We start from the raw sequence: 14490 nt of genomic DNA, 5'->3' as shown, positions 1-14490 counted from the left end.
TGTGTCCTCTCTTTGGTGCTAAGCTTTACTTAGAGTAAAGCTCGACGATCAGGTGTTCGTTAATGTCCGCAGACAGGTCAGTACGTTCAGGAATACGTTTGAACACACCTTCCATCTTAGCAGCATCAACTTCCAGCCAAGTTGGCTTCTCACGCTGTTCAGCCAGCTCTAAAGCAGCCTTAATACGAGACTGTTTTTTCGCTTTCTCACGAACGCTGATAACGTCATTCGGGGAAACCTGATAAGAAGCGATGTTAACTACTCGGCCATTTACCATGATAGCTTTATGGCTAACCATTTGACGTGCTTCTGCGCGAGTTGCGCCAAAGCCCATGCGGTAAACGACGTTATCAAGACGACCTTCCAGCAGAGTCAGCAGGTTTTCACCTGTGTTGCCTTTCAGACGTGTTGCTTCTTTGTAATAGTTACGGAATTGACGTTCCAGAACACCGTAGATACGACGAACTTTTTGTTTTTCACGTAACTGAACACCGTAGTCAGACAGACGCGGTTTACGCGCTCCGTGCTGGCCAGGTGCCTGTTCTAATTTACACTTGGTGTCAATCGCGCGAACACCAGACTTCAGGAAGAGGTCTGTTCCTTCGCGACGGCTCAGCTTGAGCTTAGGACCCAAATATCTAGCCATTTTCTTTCTCCAACAGTCCTAAAAAAAACGAAACGTATTAAACGCGGCGTTTTTTCGGTGGGCGACAACCGTTATGAGGGATAGGAGTCACATCAGTAATATTAGTGATGCGGAAACCTGCGGCGTTCAGAGCACGAATTGTTGATTCGCGACCTGGACCCGGTCCCTTAACCATAACTTCTAGGTTCTTGATACCGTATTCTTTCACGGCTTCTGCGCAACGCTCTGCTGCAACCTGAGCTGCAAACGGAGTGGATTTGCGAGAACCACGGAAACCGGAACCACCGGCAGTTGCCCAACCTAATGCGTTACCCTGACGATCAGTAATAGTAACGATTGTGTTGTTGAAAGAAGCATGGATATGAGCCACACCGTCTGAGACTTGTTTTCTTACACGTTTACGTGCACGAATTGGTGCCTTTGCCATTATTCAGTACCCCGACTTATTTCTTGATCGGCTTACGCGGACCCTTACGGGTACGAGCGTTAGTCTTAGTACGCTGTCCGCGCACAGGAAGACCACGACGATGACGTAAACCACGGTAACATCCAAGGTCCATCAGACGCTTGATGCTCAGGGTAATTTCACGACGTAGGTCACCTTCTACCACATACTTGGCAACTTCGTCACGCAGCTTGTCGATTTGTTCTTCAGACAGCTCACTGATCTTAACATTTTCAGCAATACCAGTTGCTTCACAGATAGCCTGTGAACGTGTTTTGCCGATTCCGAAAATCGATGTTAAAGCGATTACGGTATGTTTATGATCAGGAATGTTAATGCCTGCTATACGGGCCACTATGCACTCCTAAGTTAAAATATACATTACTGTGCTGAAAAGCCCGTTTTCAGGATACTCAAACAATAATGTATCTTCGATAAAAAAGATTGGCTGGCTAATTTAGCCAGCTCAACCCAACTTTGCAAGAAAAAAATGCTTTTTCTTAACCTTGACGTTGTTTATGTCTTGGTTCAACACTGCAAATTACACGAACGCTACCATTGCGACGGATAATTTTACAGTTACGGCATAATTTCTTGACGGAAGCACGAACTTTCATTTTTACTCTCCGTAACTTCTTAAGCAAACCATAATCACACAGAGTGATTACTTACCTTTGAGATTTGCTTTCTTCAATGCAGACTCATACTGACTTGACATCATCAGAGTTTGCACTTGAGCCATAAAGTCCATGATAACGACAACCACGATTAAGAGGGAAGTACCACCAAAGTAGAAAGGTACTTTCATTGCGTCACGCATGAACTCCGGGATTAGGCAGATGAAGGTAATGTATAATGCACCAACTAAAGTTAGGCGAGTCATTACCTTATCAATGTACTTGGCCGTTTGCTCTCCCGGACGAATTCCTGGTACAAATGCACCGGACTTCTTCAGGTTATCTGCTGTTTCTCTTGGGTTGAAAACCAACGCCGTATAGAAGAAACAGAAGAAGATGATCGCAGAAGCATAAAGCAACACATACAATGGTTGACCGGGCTGCAAATACATAGAAATAGTCGTCAGCCAGTCCCAGCCAGTTCCATCACCGAACCAAGATGCTATTGTACCCGGGAACAGTATGATACTGGAAGCAAAAATTGCAGGAATTACACCCGCCATATTCACTTTTAATGGTAAATGTGTGCTTTGTGCCGCATAAACACGGCGTCCTTGTTGGCGTTTTGCATAATTAACGACGATACGACGTTGACCACGTTCCATAAACACAACAAAGAAAGTTACCGCGAATACGAGCACTGCAACCAACAGCAACAGGAGGAAGTGCAGATCGCCTTGCCGAGCTTGCTCGATAGTATGGCCAATAGCCGGCGGTAGACCCGCAACAATACCAGCGAAGATAATGATTGAGATACCGTTACCAATACCTCGTTCAGTTATCTGCTCACCTAGCCACATTAAGAACATCGTTCCTGTAACTAAGCTAACAACAGCCGTGAAGTAGAACGGGAGACCCGGATCAATAACTAGCCCTTGCATCCCTGGCATGTTCGGAAGACCCATTGCAATACCCACAGATTGGAATATTGCTAATACCAAAGTACCCCAACGAGTATATTGGCTTATCTTCCGACGACCTGCTTCACCTTCTTTCTTGATCTCTGCTAGTCGTGGGTTAACCACTGACAATAATTGGATAATAATTGACGCAGAAATATACGGCATAATACCCAAAGCAAAGATAGAAGCTCGGCTAAGAGCACCACCAGAAAACATGTTAAACATGTCAATGATGGTGCCTTGTTGCTGTTCGAGCAATTTGGCAAGCACAGTGGCATCAATACCAGGAATCGGAATAAAAGAACCAATTCGGAAAACGATCAGTGCACCTATAACAAACAAAAGTCTGCGCTTCAGTTCACCAACACCACCCTTGGCACTTTGAAAATCTAATCCTGGTTGTTTAGCCATCTGTCACTTATTCCTCAATTTTACCGCCGGCAGCTTCAATCGCAGCGCGAGCACCTTTAGTAACACGAAGGCCACGTACAGTAACTGCACGATTCACTTCGCCAGATAGAATAACTTTCGCATATTCGATCTGGATACCGACAACATTCGCGGCTTTTAGTGCGTTCAGGTCAATAACATCGCCTTCAACAACAGCAAAATCAGACAGACGAATTTCTGCAGTGATCATTGCTTTACGTGAAGTAAAACCAAATTTTGGTAGACGACGATATAAAGGCATCTGGCCGCCTTCGAAACCACGACGTACGCCACCGCCAGAACGAGACTTCTGACCTTTGTGACCGCGTCCGCCGGTTTTACCCAGACCAGAACCGATACCACGACCTAAGCGCTTAGGCGCGTGCTTGGCACCTTCAGCCGGAGACAGAGTATTTAAACGCATCTCTTACTCCTCAACTTTAACCATGTAGGAAACCAAGTTGACCATACCGCGAACAGCAGGAGTATCCTCACGTTCTACTGTATGACCAATGCGACGCAGACCTAAACCGATCAAAGTTGCCTTATGCTTAGGCAGACGACCGATTGAACTGCGAACTTGTGTAATTTTAATAGTCTTAGCCATGGCTGATTACCCCAGAATTTCTTCGACGGATTTTCCACGCTTAGCTGCGACCATTTCTGGAGACTTCATGCTGTCTAAAGCATCCAGTGTTGCACGAACCACGTTGATTGGGTTTGTGGAACCGTAGGTTTTAGCCAGTACGTTGCGAACTCCAGCTACTTCTAACACTGCACGCATTGCACCACCGGCAATGATACCGGTACCTTCGTGAGCAGGTTGCATAAACACGCGAGAACCGGTGTGTGTACCTTTCACTGGGTGGAATAATGTGCCGTTGTTAAGAGCAACGGTTTTCATACTGCGACGGGCTTTTTCCATCGCTTTCTGGATTGCTGCCGGAACTTCGCGCGCTTTGCCGTAGCCAAAACCAACGCGACCGTTACCATCACCAACTACAGTCAGTGCGGTAAAGCTGAAAATACGGCCACCTTTAACGGTTTTTGCTACGCGGTTTACCGCGATCAGCTTTTCCTGCAGTTCGCCAGCTTGTTTTTCGATGTGAGACATCTTACACCTCTACCTTAGAACTGAAGGCCAGCTTCACGGGCAGCATCTGCCAGTGCCTGGACTCTACCATGATATTGGAAACCAGAACGGTCAAAAGCAACAACAGTGATGCCTTTTTCCAGTGCGCGTTCAGCAATAATTTTACCAACAACTGCTGCTGCGTCTTTGTTTCCAGTGAATTTCACTTGCTCATTGATAGCTTTTTCTGTAGTAGAAGCGGCCACCAACGTTTCAGAACCGTTCGGAGCGATAACCTGCGCATAAATATGGCGTGGAGTACGATGTACCACCAGGCGAGTCGCACCCAACTCTTGGATCTTGCGGCGTGCGCGGGTCGCACGACGGATACGAGCTGCTTTCTTATCCATAGTGTTACCTTACTTCTTCTTAGCCTCTTTAGTACGCACGATTTCATCGGCGTAACGAACACCTTTGCCTTTGTAAGGCTCAGGACGACGGTAAGCACGCAGTTCTGCCGCGACTTGACCAATCACTTGCTTATCCGCACCTTTCAGTACGATTTCAGTTTGTGATGGACATTCAGCAGTAATGCCTGCCGGCAGTGCGTGTTCAACCGGATGCGAGAAACCTAAAGACAAGCTAACTGCGTTGCCTTTGATTGCTGCACGGTAACCAACACCGACTAGCTGAAGTTTTTTAGTGAAGCCTTCGGTAACACCAACAACCATTGAGTTAAGCAGAGAACGAGAAGTACCCGCCTGTGCCCAAGCATCAGCAAAACCTTCGCGTGGAGCGAAAGTTAAGTGGCCATCTTCATGTTTAACTTCAACTGCGTTATGGATAGTACGAGTAAGCTCGCCGTTTTTACCCTTAATCGAAATAACCTGACCGTTGAGTTTTACCTCTACGCCGGCAGGAATGACGACGGGTGCTTTTGCCACACGAGACATTCTTTCCTCCCGAATTAAGCTACGTAGCAGAGAATCTCGCCACCAAGACCAGCTTGGCGAGCTGCACGATCAGTCATGACACCTTTAGAGGTAGAAACAACAGCGATACCTAAACCAGCCATAACTTGTGGCAGCTCATCTTTTTTCTTATAGATGCGCAGACTTGGGCGGCTTACACGCTGAATGCTTTCTACAACAGCCTTACCTTGGAAATAACGCAGAGTCAGTTCCAGTTCTGGCTTGATGTCGCCTTCAATTTTAAAATCTTCAATATAACCTTCTTCCTTCAGCACTTTGGCAATCGCCACTTTCAGCTTGGAGGAAGGCATGGTGACCGCAACTTTGTTCGCGGCCTGACCGTTACGGATACGGGTCAGCATATCCGCGATGGGATCTTGCATGCTCATCTGTCTTTACTCCCGTGATTCAAAATGGTGACAATTACCAACTAGCCTTTTTAAGGCCCGGGATTTCACCGCGCATAGCGGCTTCACGGACTTTAATACGGCTCAGACCAAATTTCCGCAGGAAACCATGCGGACGCCCAGTTTGACGGCAGCGATTACGCTGACGAGAAGGACTTGAATCACGTGGCAGTGTTTGCAGCTTGAGAACAGCGTCCCAGCGATCTTCATCAGATGCGTTTACATCAGAGATGATAGCTTTCAATTCAACGCGTTTTGCGAAGAACTTCTCAGCTAATTTAGCACGCTTAACATCACGCGCTTTCATAGATTTCTTAGCCATGAGTACCCTGCCTTACTTGCGGAACGGGAAGTTGAACGCTGCTAACAGTGCGCGACCTTCATCATCTGATTTCGCAGTAGTGGTGATAGTAATATCTAAACCACGTACACGATCCACTTTATCGTAATCGATTTCAGGGAAGATGATTTGTTCACGTACACCCATGCTGTAGTTACCGCGACCATCAAATGACTTAGCGGACAAGCCACGGAAGTCACGAATACGTGGTACAGCAATAGAAATCAGACGCTCAAGGAACTCCCACATGCGTTCGCCACGCAGGGTCACTTTACAGCCGATTGGATAGCCCTGACGGATTTTGAAGCCTGCAACAGATTTGCGTGCTTTGGTGATCAATGGTTTTTGACCAGAGATTGCTGTCAAGTCAGCTGCTGCGTTATCCAGCAGTTTTTTGTCAGCAATTGCTTCACCAACACCCATATTCAGGGTGATCTTCTCGACCCGAGGGACTTGCATGACAGAATTGTAACCAAACTGAGTCATCAGTTGTTTAGTTACTTCGTCTTTATAGTAATCATGCAGTTTCGCCATCGTATACTCCAAAAATTACTTGATAGTTTCACTGTTAGATTTGAAGAAACGGACTTTTTTGCCGTCTTCGAATCTAAAGCCTACACGGTCAGCCTTACCAGTTGCCGCGTTAAAGATTGCAATGTTAGAAACTTGAATTGCAGTTTCTTTTTCAACAATGCCACCTGGTTGGTTCAGAGCCGGGACAGGCTTCTGATGTTTTTTAACCAGATTGATACCTTCAACGATAACTTTACTAGAAGAAATAACCTGCTTTACTTTACCGCGCTTACCTTTGTCTTTCCCAGTTAGCACGATAACTTCGTCATCACGACGGATTTTCGCTGCCATAGTTCCGCTCCTTAGAGTACTTCAGGTGCCAGTGAGATAATTTTCATAAACTTCTCATTACGAAGTTCACGAGTTACCGGCCCAAAAATACGCGTACCGACTACCTGCTCGCTGTTATTGTTTAGAATAACGCATGCATTACTATCGAAGCGAATGACAGAACCGTCCGGGCGACGTACACCCTTCTTGGTGCGCACCACTACCGCCTTCAGGACATCACCTTTTTTAACTTTACCGCGTGGAATTGCTTCTTTAACAGTAATTTTAATGATGTCGCCGACGCCTGCGTAGCGACGGTGCGAGCCACCTAGAACCTTGATACACATTACGCGACGTGCACCGGAGTTGTCGGCCACGTTCAGCATAGTCTGTTCTTGGATCATTTTAGTGCTCCGCTAAATGTCAACTACTACTGAGCCACTTCATTATTGAAGAGACCGTTCAATATACCCCATAATACGAGGGCGCGGCATTATAACACCACATCTTCGCTATGGACAGAAAAAAATAAACGGCTCAGTAAAAAAAGAGCCGTTTATTCATTGTAAAAGACTATTCGATTACAGAACAGCTTTTTCAATAACGCGAACTAAGGCCCAAGACTTAGTCTTAGACAGTGGACGAGTTTCGCGGATTTCTACCACGTCACCAATTCCACACTCATTGTTCTCGTCATGTACGTGCAATTTAGTCGTACGACGGATGAATTTACCATACAGAGGGTGTTTCACCATACGCTCGATAGCAACAACAATAGATTTCTCCATTTTATCGCTAACTACACGACCTTGCAGAGTACGGATTTTATCGCTCATTACGCACCTGCCTTCTCAGTCAGTAAAGTCTTCACACGTGCGATATCGCGACGCACTTGTTTCAACAGATGAGACTGTTGTAGCTGACCACTTGCTGCCTGCATACGAAGATTAAATTGCTCACGTAACAGGTTTAGCAGTTCAGAGTTCAGCTCTTCAACGCTTTTTTCGCGCAGCTCTTGTGCTTTCATTACATCACCGTCTTAGTTACAAAGGTGGTTTTGATAGGCAGTTTCGCTGCTGCCAGAGAGAATGCTTCACGAGCCAGCTCTTCAGGCACACCGTCCATTTCATATAGGACTTTACCAGGCTGGATCAAGGCAACCCAATACTCTACGTTACCTTTACCTTTACCCATACGAACTTCGAGTGGCTTTTCAGTGATTGGCTTATCTGGGAACACACGGATCCAGATTTTACCTTGACGCTTAACAGCACGGGTCATAGCACGACGAGCCGCTTCAATCTGACGTGCAGTCAGACGACCACGGCCAACAGCTTTAAGACCGAAAGTGCCGAAGCTAACATCCGTACCTTGCGCTAGACCACGGTTGCGGCCTTTGTGCACCTTACGGAATTTTGTACGCTTTGGTTGTAACATAGCGACGCTCCTTACTTGCGGCCTTTACGCTGCTGCTTTTTAGGTTGAGCAGCTGGTTTCTCAGCTTGTTCAACAGCAGCCATACCACCCAGAATCTCACCTTTGAAGATCCATACCTTAACGCCGAGAACACCGTAAGTGGTGTGCGCTTCTGAAGTGTTGTAATCGATATCAGCACGTAATGTGTGCAGTGGCACACGGCCTTCACGATACCACTCGGTACGAGCGATTTCAGCACCACCTAAACGGCCGCTGACTTCAACTTTAATACCTTTAGCGCCCAGACGCATTGCGTTCTGTACTGCACGCTTCATAGCACGACGGAACATAACACGACGCTCCAGCTGTGAAGAGATGCTGTCAGCAACCAATTTAGCGTCTAGTTCTGGTTTACGAACTTCGGCGATATTGATTTGCGCAGGAACACCAGCGATATCCGCTACTGTTTTACGCAGTTTTTCTACGTCTTCACCTTTCTTACCGATAACGATACCTGGGCGAGCAGTGTGAATAGTCACACGGATGCTTTTTGCAGGACGCTCGATAACGATGCGTGAAATTGACGCTTTTGCCAATTCTTTGTTCAAGTACTGGCGTACTTTATAATCGCTGTCTAGGTTGTCAGCGAATTCATTAGTATTCGCGTACCAAGTAGAGTTCCAAGGTTTGACAATACCCAGGCGAATACCATTAGGATGTACTTTCTGACCCATTGCTAGTCTCCAGAGTCTCAGCGATCGGACACAACCACAGTAATGTGGCTGGTGCGCTTAAGAATACGATCTGCACGGCCTTTCGCACGCGGCATGATGCGTTTCATGGTTGGACCTTCGTCAACGAAAATTTTCGCAACTTTCAGGTCATCAATGTCAGCGCCATCGTTTTGCTCTGCGTTAGCAATTGCAGATTCAAGTACTTTCTTCACTAAACCAGCAGCTTTCTTGTTGGTGTAGGTCAGAATTTCCAGAGCTTGCGACACTTTCTTACCGCGAATCAGGTCGGCAACTAAGCGAACCTTCTGGGCAGAAGAACGAGCGTGGCGATGCATAGCTAAAGTTTCCATCTCTTCCTCCTATCCTTAACGTTTCTTAGCTTTCTTATCTGCCGCGTGGCCGCGATAAGTGCGAGTCGGTGCGAATTCACCCAGTTTATGACCAACCATTTCGTCGGTAACAAAAACTGGAACATGCTGACGACCATTATGGACAGCGATGGTCAATCCGATCATATTAGGAAAGATCGTTGAACGACGGGACCAAGTCTTGAGAGGCTTCTTGTCTCCGCTTTCCACCGCTTTCTCTACCTTCTTCAGCAAGTGCAGGTCAATAAAAGGACCTTTCTTGAGAGAACGTGGCATGGCTTATCCTCTAATTATTTTTTAGAACGATGACGTACGATGAATTGATCAGTACGCTTGTTGCTACGAGTTTTCTTACCTTTGGTTTGAACGCCCCATGGTGTTACAGGGTGTTTACCAAAGTTACGACCTTCACCACCACCATGTGGGTGGTCAACTGGGTTCATCGCCGTACCACGAACGGTAGGACGAATACCACGCCAGCGGCTAGCACCAGCTTTACCCAGAACACGTAACATATGCTCAGCGTTACCAACTTCACCTAAAGTTGCACGGCAATCAGCCAAAACTTTACGCATTTCACCAGAACGCAGACGCAGGGTGACATATGCACCATCACGAGCAACGATCTGAGCGTAAGTACCTGCTGAACGCGCTAACTGACCACCTTTACCTGGTTTCAGTTCGATGTTATGAACTGTAGAACCAACAGGGATGTTGCGCATAGGCAGTGCGTTACCGGCTTTGATTGCTGAATCAACACCAGATTGAATCTGGTCACCAGCTTTCAGGCCTTTTGGTGCAAGAATATAACGACGTTCACCGTCTTTATATAGAACCAGTGCAATGTTCGCAGAACGATTTGGATCATATTCCAAACGCTCAACAACAGCAGGAATACCATCTTTGTTGCGTTTAAAGTCAACTAAACGGTAATGTTGCTTATGGCCACCACCAATGTGACGAGTGGTGATACGGCCATTGTTGTTACGACCACCGGATTTGCTGTTTTTTTCTAACAGCGGAGCATAAGGTTTGCCCTTATGCAGCTCAGGGTTAACCACTTTAACTACGTGGCGACGGCCCGGAGACGTAGGTTTACATTTAACAATTGCCATTGTTCTTTACTCCTCCGACTTACTCTGCGCCGCCAATGAAGTCCAGATTCTGGCCTTCTTTCAGCGTAACGTAAGCTTTTTTCCAGTCGCTACGACGACCGAAACGCTGACCGTGGCGTTTAGTTTTGCCTTTAACCAGCAAAGTGTTAACACCTTCAACTTCGACTTCAAACAGTTTCTGCACAGCAGCTTTGATTTCTGCTTTAGTCGCGTCTTTCGCAACTTTGAGAACGATGGTATTACTTTTTTCCATCGCTGTAGAAGCTTTTTCAGATACGTGCGGCGCGCGCAGTACTTTTAGCAGACGTTCTTCACGGATCATGCCAGCATCTCCTCAACTTGCTTCACAGCATCAGCAGTCATAACCACTTTGTCGAAGGCGATTAAGCTAACTGGGTCGATACCCGCTGCATCACGAACGTCAACCTTATACAGGTTACGCGCTGCTAAGAACAGATTTTCATCTAATTCAGCAGTGATGATCAGCACATCTTCCAGAGCCATATCTTTCAGTTTCTGTGCCAGCAGCTTAGTTTTAGGTGCTTCAACAGAGAACTTCTCGACAACGATCAGACGATCTTGACGTACCAGTTCAGACAGGATGCTTTTCAGAGCACCGCGGTACATCTTCTTATTAACTTTTTGACTGTGGTCCTGTGGTTTAGCAGCAAAGCTAACACCACCAGAGCGCCAAATTGGGCTCTTGATAGAACCAGAACGTGCGCGGCCTGTGCCTTTTTGACGCCATGGTTTTTTACCTGAACCAGAAACTTCAGCACGAGTTTTCTGAGCACGAGTACCTTGACGAGCACCAGCTGCATACGCAACAACTACTTGGTGAACAAGCGCTTCATTGAAATCACGCCCGAAGGTAGTTTCGGAAACAGTCAGCGCGCTTTGCGCGTCTTTCATTACCAATTCCATTCCTATCTCCTCGACGTTAAGCCTTGACAGCCGGTTTTACGATCAGGTTGCTACCAGTTGCTCCTGGAACAGCACCTTTGACCAGCAGCAGGTTGCGCTCAGCGTCAACACGTACTACATCTAAGCTTTGAACGGTTACGCGCTCATTACCTAGTTGGCCTGCCATTTTCTTGCCTTTAAACACTTTGCCCGGAGTCTGGTTCTGACCGATAGAACCCGGAACGCGGTGTGACAAGGAGTTACCGTGAGTAGCATCTTGAGTACGGAAATTCCAGCGCTTAACTGTGCCGGCAAAACCTTTACCTTTAGATGTACCAGTAACGTCGACTTTTTTAACGTCAGCGAAAATTTCAACGCTAATGCTTTGACCTACGTTAAACTCTGCACCTTCTTCAGTACGGAATTCACGTAGAATGCGGCCAGCTTCAACGCCAGCTTTAGCGAAATGACCTGCTTCAGGCTTAGTTACACGGTTAGCTTTTTTGCTACCAGTAGTCACCTGAATTGCATTGTAACCGTCAGTTTCTGCAGTTTTAACCTGAGTAACGCGGTTATTTTCGATTTCGATAACAGTTACAGGGATAGAAACGCCATCTTCAGTGAAGATACGAGTCATTCCCACTTTCTTACCGACTAAACCAATCATTGTTTCAACCTCTCAATCGTTCGACGACCTGATTAACCCAGGCTGATCTGCACGTCAACGCCGGCAGCCAGGTCCAGACGCATCAGAGCATCAACGGTCTTTTCGGTTGGCTCAACGATGTCAACCAGACGTTTGTGAGTGCGAATTTCGTACTGATCACGCGCATCTTTGTTAACGTGCGGAGAAATCAGAACGGTAAAACGCTCTTTACGTGTCGGCAGCGGGATAGGACCACGTACCTGCGCACCAGTGCGCTTAGCAGTCTCTACGATTTCCGCAGTTGATTGATCGATTAAACGATGATCAAAAGCTTTCAGGCGGATACGGATTCTTTGGTTCTGCATGAGACCAGAGCTCCAACTATTTTATAAACGTAAATGATTACTCCTCGCACCCATTTCGATTGATAGGGGAGTGTAATCGTTCTTTATGTAACCCCCAAATCGGGAGTATTGTCTAAATGAGCAACAAATCGTTAACTCAATACTGATCCTTAAGACCTAAAATCTAGGGCTTACTAATCAGTAAGCTCGCGCATTATACGCAACTGAACATTAAACGCAAGTAATAGGGGAAAATATGTGCAAACTTTTCTAATTTTTGCTTCAAGAACTTTAAAAGCAATAGCGGGCTATCTATATGTCCTAGATAGCCCGCTATTTTTCATCTGGCCGAGTAAGCTGGCTTACTCTTCAATAATCTGAGCTTGAGTATAATTCTGAATACCCATACGTTTGATTAAATCTAACTGAGTTTCTATCCAGTCAATGTGATTCTCTTCATCCGCTAAAATTTCAATCATCAAATCGCGGCTGACATAATCATGGATTGAATCTGCATAACTGATCGCTTCTTTCAGGTTTTTAGCGCCATCAAGCTCTAATTTAAGATCTGAAGCTAACATCTCCTCAACATCTTCCCCAATATTTAGCTTACCCAGATCTTGTAAATTAGGTAGACCTTCAAGAAATAGAATACGTTCAATATATTTGTCAGCATGTTTCATTTCATCGATCGACTCATGATACTCGACCTCATTGAGGCGAGTAAGCCCCCAATTTTTGAACATACGTGCATGCAAAAAGTATTGATTAATTGCGACTAATTCATTGCCCAGCAACTTATTGAGATGGGCTATCATTTTTTTATCACCTTTCATTTTTTTACTCTCCATCGCTTCCAGTATTTAAAGTGTAGTACTGAAATTTGATATATGAGTAATTTTATCTGCAAGATTGGAGATAAAAGTTACTTATTTATGAATAAGTTAAATGATTATTATTTCGATTAGGCTACATCTGCTACGCAAAGCTCTTCGAGCAATGCTAACTCTTCGTCTAAGATTTCACGAGTTTGCCGAATACATTTACCACATTCACGGCCTACAGGAAGGATTTGACGCAACCCTTTCAGTGATGTCACTTGATACTTACGAGCAGCATTTCTGATTTGTTTATCAGTTACTGCTTCACAGAGACATACATACATATAATGGCTACCTGTATAAATCACATACAAGCAGTTTAAATAAAAATGATTACCATTTCAATTATCGTTACGATTAATTTACATTAATACCTATTAGGCTGTAAAACCCCCATCGACTAAATATGAAGCACCTGTCACAAATGAAGCAGCATCACTTGCTAAAAAAGCGACGACATTCGCTACTTCCTCAGGGGTTCCCAGTCTCTTCATCGGGTGTAGTTGTTCAAGCGCTTCTTTATCTAACCTACGCTTATCGAGCATAGGAGTATCTATATAGCCTGGGCAAACTGCATTTACTCTTATGTTGTATGCCGCATAATCGATCGCTAGTGTTTGGGTTAGTAACTTAATACCCCCTTTAGAAGCACAATACGCAGGGAAGTGCTTTTGTCCAACAAAAGAACAAATTGAGCTACAATTCACTATCGTACCAGCTATTTTATTTTTTAACCAATAAGTTATCACTTGTTTGTTGATCAGAAAAACACCATTTAAGTTAACATCCAGTAAATGCTTCCATTGTGAATATTCTAATTTATCAGCAACATAATCGGAAAGAATACCTGCATTCGCAAATAAAAAATCAATCTTTCCAAATTCACTAATAGTATGCCGAATCAGTTGTTCATTTTGTTCTTCATTTGTTGCGTCAACCTGAAAAAATTTAATTGAGTATCCTTTTGCTCGTAAACTTTTCTCGATATGATGACCACGAGTGATATTATTTCCTGTAACCACTACAGATGCACCTAACAACAAAAATTTTTTAGCGGCTGCTAAACCAATACCACTACTTCCCCCTGTAATGATTCCTACTTTTCCATCAAACGAAATCATGTTTCACCTTTAAATATTAACTACAATATATAAAGTGTAGACCATGCCGCTAAAATCATTGGTTAATTACTACATTCTGCATTCTAATTAACATATTGATTTTTAATAAACAAAAGAAAATATTATGTATATTGACAATATCTATAGAAATGATTTTTAAGCTAAACAAAAAAGAAATGCTTAGAAATGCAAAAAGGGCGTCTAAAAAGACGCCCTTTTCACTAAAGTGA

The 14490-nt window shown here is 44.9% G+C and carries 29 protein-coding genes; all 29 read right to left on the bottom strand.

Translation table 11 applies throughout. From position 1 onward, the window contains the following. Positions 1 to 25 precede the first annotated feature (25 nt). Positions 26 to 646, bottom strand: a complete 621-nt coding sequence (rpsD, locus tag AC3Z9T_RS21070) for a 30S ribosomal protein S4 (protein ID WP_004265487.1) — start codon at positions 644 to 646, stop codon at positions 26 to 28. Positions 647 to 683: 37 nt separating this feature from the next. After that, positions 684 to 1073, bottom strand: a complete 390-nt coding sequence (gene rpsK / locus AC3Z9T_RS21065) for a 30S ribosomal protein S11 (RefSeq protein ID WP_002919257.1) — start codon at positions 1071 to 1073, stop codon at positions 684 to 686. A 16-nt stretch (positions 1074 to 1089) separates the two neighbouring features. Then, positions 1090 to 1446, bottom strand: a complete 357-nt coding sequence (rpsM, locus tag AC3Z9T_RS21060) for a 30S ribosomal protein S13 (RefSeq protein ID WP_004907144.1) — start codon at positions 1444 to 1446, stop codon at positions 1090 to 1092. Positions 1447 to 1591: 145 nt separating this feature from the next. Further along, complete coding sequence (gene rpmJ, locus AC3Z9T_RS21055) at positions 1592 to 1708, bottom strand: 50S ribosomal protein L36 (protein WP_004265484.1); 117 nt, start codon at positions 1706 to 1708, stop codon at positions 1592 to 1594. A gap of 47 nt (positions 1709 to 1755) precedes the next feature. Continuing rightward, positions 1756 to 3081 carry a preprotein translocase subunit SecY gene (secY, locus tag AC3Z9T_RS21050; RefSeq protein WP_070928787.1) on the bottom strand — a complete coding sequence of 442 codons (1326 nt, stop codon included), beginning with the start codon at positions 3079 to 3081 and terminating at the stop codon, positions 1756 to 1758. 7 nt (positions 3082 to 3088) lie between these two features. Further along, positions 3089 to 3523 (bottom strand): 50S ribosomal protein L15, encoded by a 435-nt coding sequence (rplO, locus tag AC3Z9T_RS21045; protein WP_490128017.1) that lies wholly within the window; start codon positions 3521 to 3523, stop codon positions 3089 to 3091. Positions 3524 to 3526: 3 nt separating this feature from the next. After that, positions 3527 to 3706 (bottom strand): 50S ribosomal protein L30, encoded by a 180-nt coding sequence (gene rpmD / locus AC3Z9T_RS21040; RefSeq protein WP_004926432.1) that lies wholly within the window; start codon positions 3704 to 3706, stop codon positions 3527 to 3529. Positions 3707 to 3712: 6 nt separating this feature from the next. Further along, positions 3713 to 4213, bottom strand: a complete 501-nt coding sequence (gene rpsE / locus AC3Z9T_RS21035) for a 30S ribosomal protein S5 (RefSeq protein WP_006657022.1) — start codon at positions 4211 to 4213, stop codon at positions 3713 to 3715. A 14-nt stretch (positions 4214 to 4227) separates the two neighbouring features. Next, positions 4228 to 4581: a 50S ribosomal protein L18 gene (rplR, locus tag AC3Z9T_RS21030; RefSeq protein WP_070928789.1), complete on the bottom strand. Its 354-nt coding sequence runs from the start codon at positions 4579 to 4581 to the stop codon at positions 4228 to 4230. Between the two features lie 9 nt (positions 4582 to 4590). After that, a complete protein-coding gene (rplF, locus tag AC3Z9T_RS21025) occupies positions 4591 to 5124 on the bottom strand; it encodes a 50S ribosomal protein L6 (protein WP_490128016.1) in 534 nt (177 codons plus the stop codon). A 14-nt stretch (positions 5125 to 5138) separates the two neighbouring features. Then, positions 5139 to 5531: a 30S ribosomal protein S8 gene (gene rpsH, locus AC3Z9T_RS21020; protein WP_004907134.1), complete on the bottom strand. Its 393-nt coding sequence runs from the start codon at positions 5529 to 5531 to the stop codon at positions 5139 to 5141. Between the two features lie 34 nt (positions 5532 to 5565). Further along, positions 5566 to 5871, bottom strand: coding sequence for a 30S ribosomal protein S14 (gene rpsN, locus AC3Z9T_RS21015; RefSeq protein WP_004926440.1), 306 nt, complete (start codon positions 5869 to 5871; stop codon positions 5566 to 5568). Between the two features lie 12 nt (positions 5872 to 5883). After that, positions 5884 to 6423: a 50S ribosomal protein L5 gene (gene rplE, locus AC3Z9T_RS21010; RefSeq protein ID WP_490128015.1), complete on the bottom strand. Its 540-nt coding sequence runs from the start codon at positions 6421 to 6423 to the stop codon at positions 5884 to 5886. A gap of 15 nt (positions 6424 to 6438) precedes the next feature. Next, positions 6439 to 6753: a 50S ribosomal protein L24 gene (gene rplX, locus AC3Z9T_RS21005; RefSeq protein WP_490128014.1), complete on the bottom strand. Its 315-nt coding sequence runs from the start codon at positions 6751 to 6753 to the stop codon at positions 6439 to 6441. Positions 6754 to 6764: 11 nt separating this feature from the next. Then, entirely contained in the window at positions 6765 to 7136 is a 372-nt protein-coding gene (gene rplN / locus AC3Z9T_RS21000; RefSeq protein ID WP_008913887.1) for a 50S ribosomal protein L14, read from the bottom strand. Between the two features lie 177 nt (positions 7137 to 7313). Next, complete coding sequence (gene rpsQ / locus AC3Z9T_RS20995) at positions 7314 to 7568, bottom strand: 30S ribosomal protein S17 (RefSeq protein WP_008913886.1); 255 nt, start codon at positions 7566 to 7568, stop codon at positions 7314 to 7316. Further along, positions 7568 to 7759, bottom strand: coding sequence for a 50S ribosomal protein L29 (gene rpmC, locus AC3Z9T_RS20990; protein ID WP_008913885.1), 192 nt, complete (start codon positions 7757 to 7759; stop codon positions 7568 to 7570). Before rpmC ends, rpsQ begins: the two co-directional genes overlap by 1 nt. Beyond that, entirely contained in the window at positions 7759 to 8169 is a 411-nt protein-coding gene (rplP, locus tag AC3Z9T_RS20985) for a 50S ribosomal protein L16 (protein WP_004926449.1), read from the bottom strand. Before rplP ends, rpmC begins: the two co-directional genes overlap by 1 nt. An 11-nt stretch (positions 8170 to 8180) precedes the next feature. Continuing rightward, a complete protein-coding gene (gene rpsC, locus AC3Z9T_RS20980) occupies positions 8181 to 8882 on the bottom strand; it encodes a 30S ribosomal protein S3 (protein WP_004265433.1) in 702 nt (233 codons plus the stop codon). A 17-nt stretch (positions 8883 to 8899) separates the two neighbouring features. Next, complete coding sequence (gene rplV, locus AC3Z9T_RS20975) at positions 8900 to 9232, bottom strand: 50S ribosomal protein L22 (protein WP_004265430.1); 333 nt, start codon at positions 9230 to 9232, stop codon at positions 8900 to 8902. A gap of 15 nt (positions 9233 to 9247) precedes the next feature. Beyond that, a complete protein-coding gene (rpsS, locus tag AC3Z9T_RS20970; RefSeq protein WP_004265426.1) occupies positions 9248 to 9526 on the bottom strand; it encodes a 30S ribosomal protein S19 in 279 nt (92 codons plus the stop codon). Between the two features lie 14 nt (positions 9527 to 9540). Next, the gene (gene rplB, locus AC3Z9T_RS20965) at positions 9541 to 10365 is read right to left on the bottom strand and encodes a 50S ribosomal protein L2 (protein ID WP_070928794.1); all 825 of its coding nucleotides are present in this window, start codon (positions 10363 to 10365) and stop codon (positions 9541 to 9543) included. Between the two features lie 19 nt (positions 10366 to 10384). Then, a complete protein-coding gene (gene rplW, locus AC3Z9T_RS20960; RefSeq protein ID WP_004926456.1) occupies positions 10385 to 10687 on the bottom strand; it encodes a 50S ribosomal protein L23 in 303 nt (100 codons plus the stop codon). After that, complete coding sequence (gene rplD / locus AC3Z9T_RS20955; RefSeq protein WP_004926458.1) at positions 10684 to 11289, bottom strand: 50S ribosomal protein L4; 606 nt, start codon at positions 11287 to 11289, stop codon at positions 10684 to 10686. Before rplD ends, rplW begins: the two co-directional genes overlap by 4 nt. A 16-nt stretch (positions 11290 to 11305) precedes the next feature. Continuing rightward, positions 11306 to 11935 (bottom strand): 50S ribosomal protein L3, encoded by a 630-nt coding sequence (rplC, locus tag AC3Z9T_RS20950; protein WP_006657013.1) that lies wholly within the window; start codon positions 11933 to 11935, stop codon positions 11306 to 11308. Between the two features lie 32 nt (positions 11936 to 11967). Then, complete coding sequence (gene rpsJ / locus AC3Z9T_RS20945) at positions 11968 to 12279, bottom strand: 30S ribosomal protein S10 (protein WP_001181005.1); 312 nt, start codon at positions 12277 to 12279, stop codon at positions 11968 to 11970. A 341-nt stretch (positions 12280 to 12620) separates the two neighbouring features. Next, a complete protein-coding gene (bfr, locus tag AC3Z9T_RS20940; RefSeq protein ID WP_490128013.1) occupies positions 12621 to 13094 on the bottom strand; it encodes a bacterioferritin in 474 nt (157 codons plus the stop codon). 128 nt (positions 13095 to 13222) lie between these two features. Next, positions 13223 to 13423, bottom strand: coding sequence for a bacterioferritin-associated ferredoxin (gene bfd, locus AC3Z9T_RS20935; protein ID WP_490128012.1), 201 nt, complete (start codon positions 13421 to 13423; stop codon positions 13223 to 13225). Positions 13424 to 13516: 93 nt separating this feature from the next. After that, a complete protein-coding gene (locus AC3Z9T_RS20930) occupies positions 13517 to 14260 on the bottom strand; it encodes an SDR family NAD(P)-dependent oxidoreductase (RefSeq protein WP_490128011.1) in 744 nt (247 codons plus the stop codon). Positions 14261 to 14490: the final 230 nt, after the last annotated feature.

This window comes from Providencia sp. 6390 (assembly GCF_058148425.1).
The sequence above is the reverse complement of the archived record's forward strand: the minus strand, read 5'-3'. Positions and strand labels throughout refer to the sequence as shown.

What these genes read in the sequence shown, in the direction of transcription:
- rpsD (WP_004265487.1), bottom strand. Translation starts at nt 646, where the DNA reads ATGGCTAGATATTTGGGTCCTAAGCTCAAGCTGAGCCGTCGCGAAGGA.
- rpsK (WP_002919257.1), bottom strand. Translation starts at nt 1,073, where the DNA reads ATGGCAAAGGCACCAATTCGTGCACGTAAACGTGTAAGAAAACAAGTC.
- rpmJ (WP_004265484.1), bottom strand. Translation starts at nt 1,708, where the DNA reads ATGAAAGTTCGTGCTTCCGTCAAGAAATTATGCCGTAACTGTAAAATT.
- secY (WP_070928787.1), bottom strand. Translation starts at nt 3,081, where the DNA reads ATGGCTAAACAACCAGGATTAGATTTTCAAAGTGCCAAGGGTGGTGTT.
- rplO (WP_490128017.1), bottom strand. Translation starts at nt 3,523, where the DNA reads ATGCGTTTAAATACTCTGTCTCCGGCTGAAGGTGCCAAGCACGCGCCT.
- rpmD (WP_004926432.1), bottom strand. Translation starts at nt 3,706, where the DNA reads ATGGCTAAGACTATTAAAATTACACAAGTTCGCAGTTCAATCGGTCGT.
- rpsE (WP_006657022.1), bottom strand. Translation starts at nt 4,213, where the DNA reads ATGTCTCACATCGAAAAACAAGCTGGCGAACTGCAGGAAAAGCTGATC.
- rplR (WP_070928789.1), bottom strand. Translation starts at nt 4,581, where the DNA reads ATGGATAAGAAAGCAGCTCGTATCCGTCGTGCGACCCGCGCACGCCGC.
- rplF (WP_490128016.1), bottom strand. Translation starts at nt 5,124, where the DNA reads ATGTCTCGTGTGGCAAAAGCACCCGTCGTCATTCCTGCCGGCGTAGAG.
- rpsH (WP_004907134.1), bottom strand. Translation starts at nt 5,531, where the DNA reads ATGAGCATGCAAGATCCCATCGCGGATATGCTGACCCGTATCCGTAAC.
- rpsN (WP_004926440.1), bottom strand. Translation starts at nt 5,871, where the DNA reads ATGGCTAAGAAATCTATGAAAGCGCGTGATGTTAAGCGTGCTAAATTA.
- rplE (WP_490128015.1), bottom strand. Translation starts at nt 6,423, where the DNA reads ATGGCGAAACTGCATGATTACTATAAAGACGAAGTAACTAAACAACTG.
- rplX (WP_490128014.1), bottom strand. Translation starts at nt 6,753, where the DNA reads ATGGCAGCGAAAATCCGTCGTGATGACGAAGTTATCGTGCTAACTGGG.
- rplN (WP_008913887.1), bottom strand. Translation starts at nt 7,136, where the DNA reads ATGATCCAAGAACAGACTATGCTGAACGTGGCCGACAACTCCGGTGCA.
- rpsQ (WP_008913886.1), bottom strand. Translation starts at nt 7,568, where the DNA reads ATGAGCGATAAAATCCGTACTCTGCAAGGTCGTGTAGTTAGCGATAAA.
- rpmC (WP_008913885.1), bottom strand. Translation starts at nt 7,759, where the DNA reads ATGAAAGCACAAGAGCTGCGCGAAAAAAGCGTTGAAGAGCTGAACTCT.
- rplP (WP_004926449.1), bottom strand. Translation starts at nt 8,169, where the DNA reads ATGTTACAACCAAAGCGTACAAAATTCCGTAAGGTGCACAAAGGCCGC.
- rpsC (WP_004265433.1), bottom strand. Translation starts at nt 8,882, where the DNA reads ATGGGTCAGAAAGTACATCCTAATGGTATTCGCCTGGGTATTGTCAAA.
- rplV (WP_004265430.1), bottom strand. Translation starts at nt 9,232, where the DNA reads ATGGAAACTTTAGCTATGCATCGCCACGCTCGTTCTTCTGCCCAGAAG.
- rpsS (WP_004265426.1), bottom strand. Translation starts at nt 9,526, where the DNA reads ATGCCACGTTCTCTCAAGAAAGGTCCTTTTATTGACCTGCACTTGCTG.
- rplB (WP_070928794.1), bottom strand. Translation starts at nt 10,365, where the DNA reads ATGGCAATTGTTAAATGTAAACCTACGTCTCCGGGCCGTCGCCACGTA.
- rplW (WP_004926456.1), bottom strand. Translation starts at nt 10,687, where the DNA reads ATGATCCGTGAAGAACGTCTGCTAAAAGTACTGCGCGCGCCGCACGTA.
- rplD (WP_004926458.1), bottom strand. Translation starts at nt 11,289, where the DNA reads ATGGAATTGGTAATGAAAGACGCGCAAAGCGCGCTGACTGTTTCCGAA.
- rplC (WP_006657013.1), bottom strand. Translation starts at nt 11,935, where the DNA reads ATGATTGGTTTAGTCGGTAAGAAAGTGGGAATGACTCGTATCTTCACT.
- rpsJ (WP_001181005.1), bottom strand. Translation starts at nt 12,279, where the DNA reads ATGCAGAACCAAAGAATCCGTATCCGCCTGAAAGCTTTTGATCATCGT.
- bfr (WP_490128013.1), bottom strand. Translation starts at nt 13,094, where the DNA reads ATGAAAGGTGATAAAAAAATGATAGCCCATCTCAATAAGTTGCTGGGC.
- bfd (WP_490128012.1), bottom strand. Translation starts at nt 13,423, where the DNA reads ATGTATGTATGTCTCTGTGAAGCAGTAACTGATAAACAAATCAGAAAT.
- AC3Z9T_RS20930 (WP_490128011.1), bottom strand. Translation starts at nt 14,260, where the DNA reads ATGATTTCGTTTGATGGAAAAGTAGGAATCATTACAGGGGGAAGTAGT.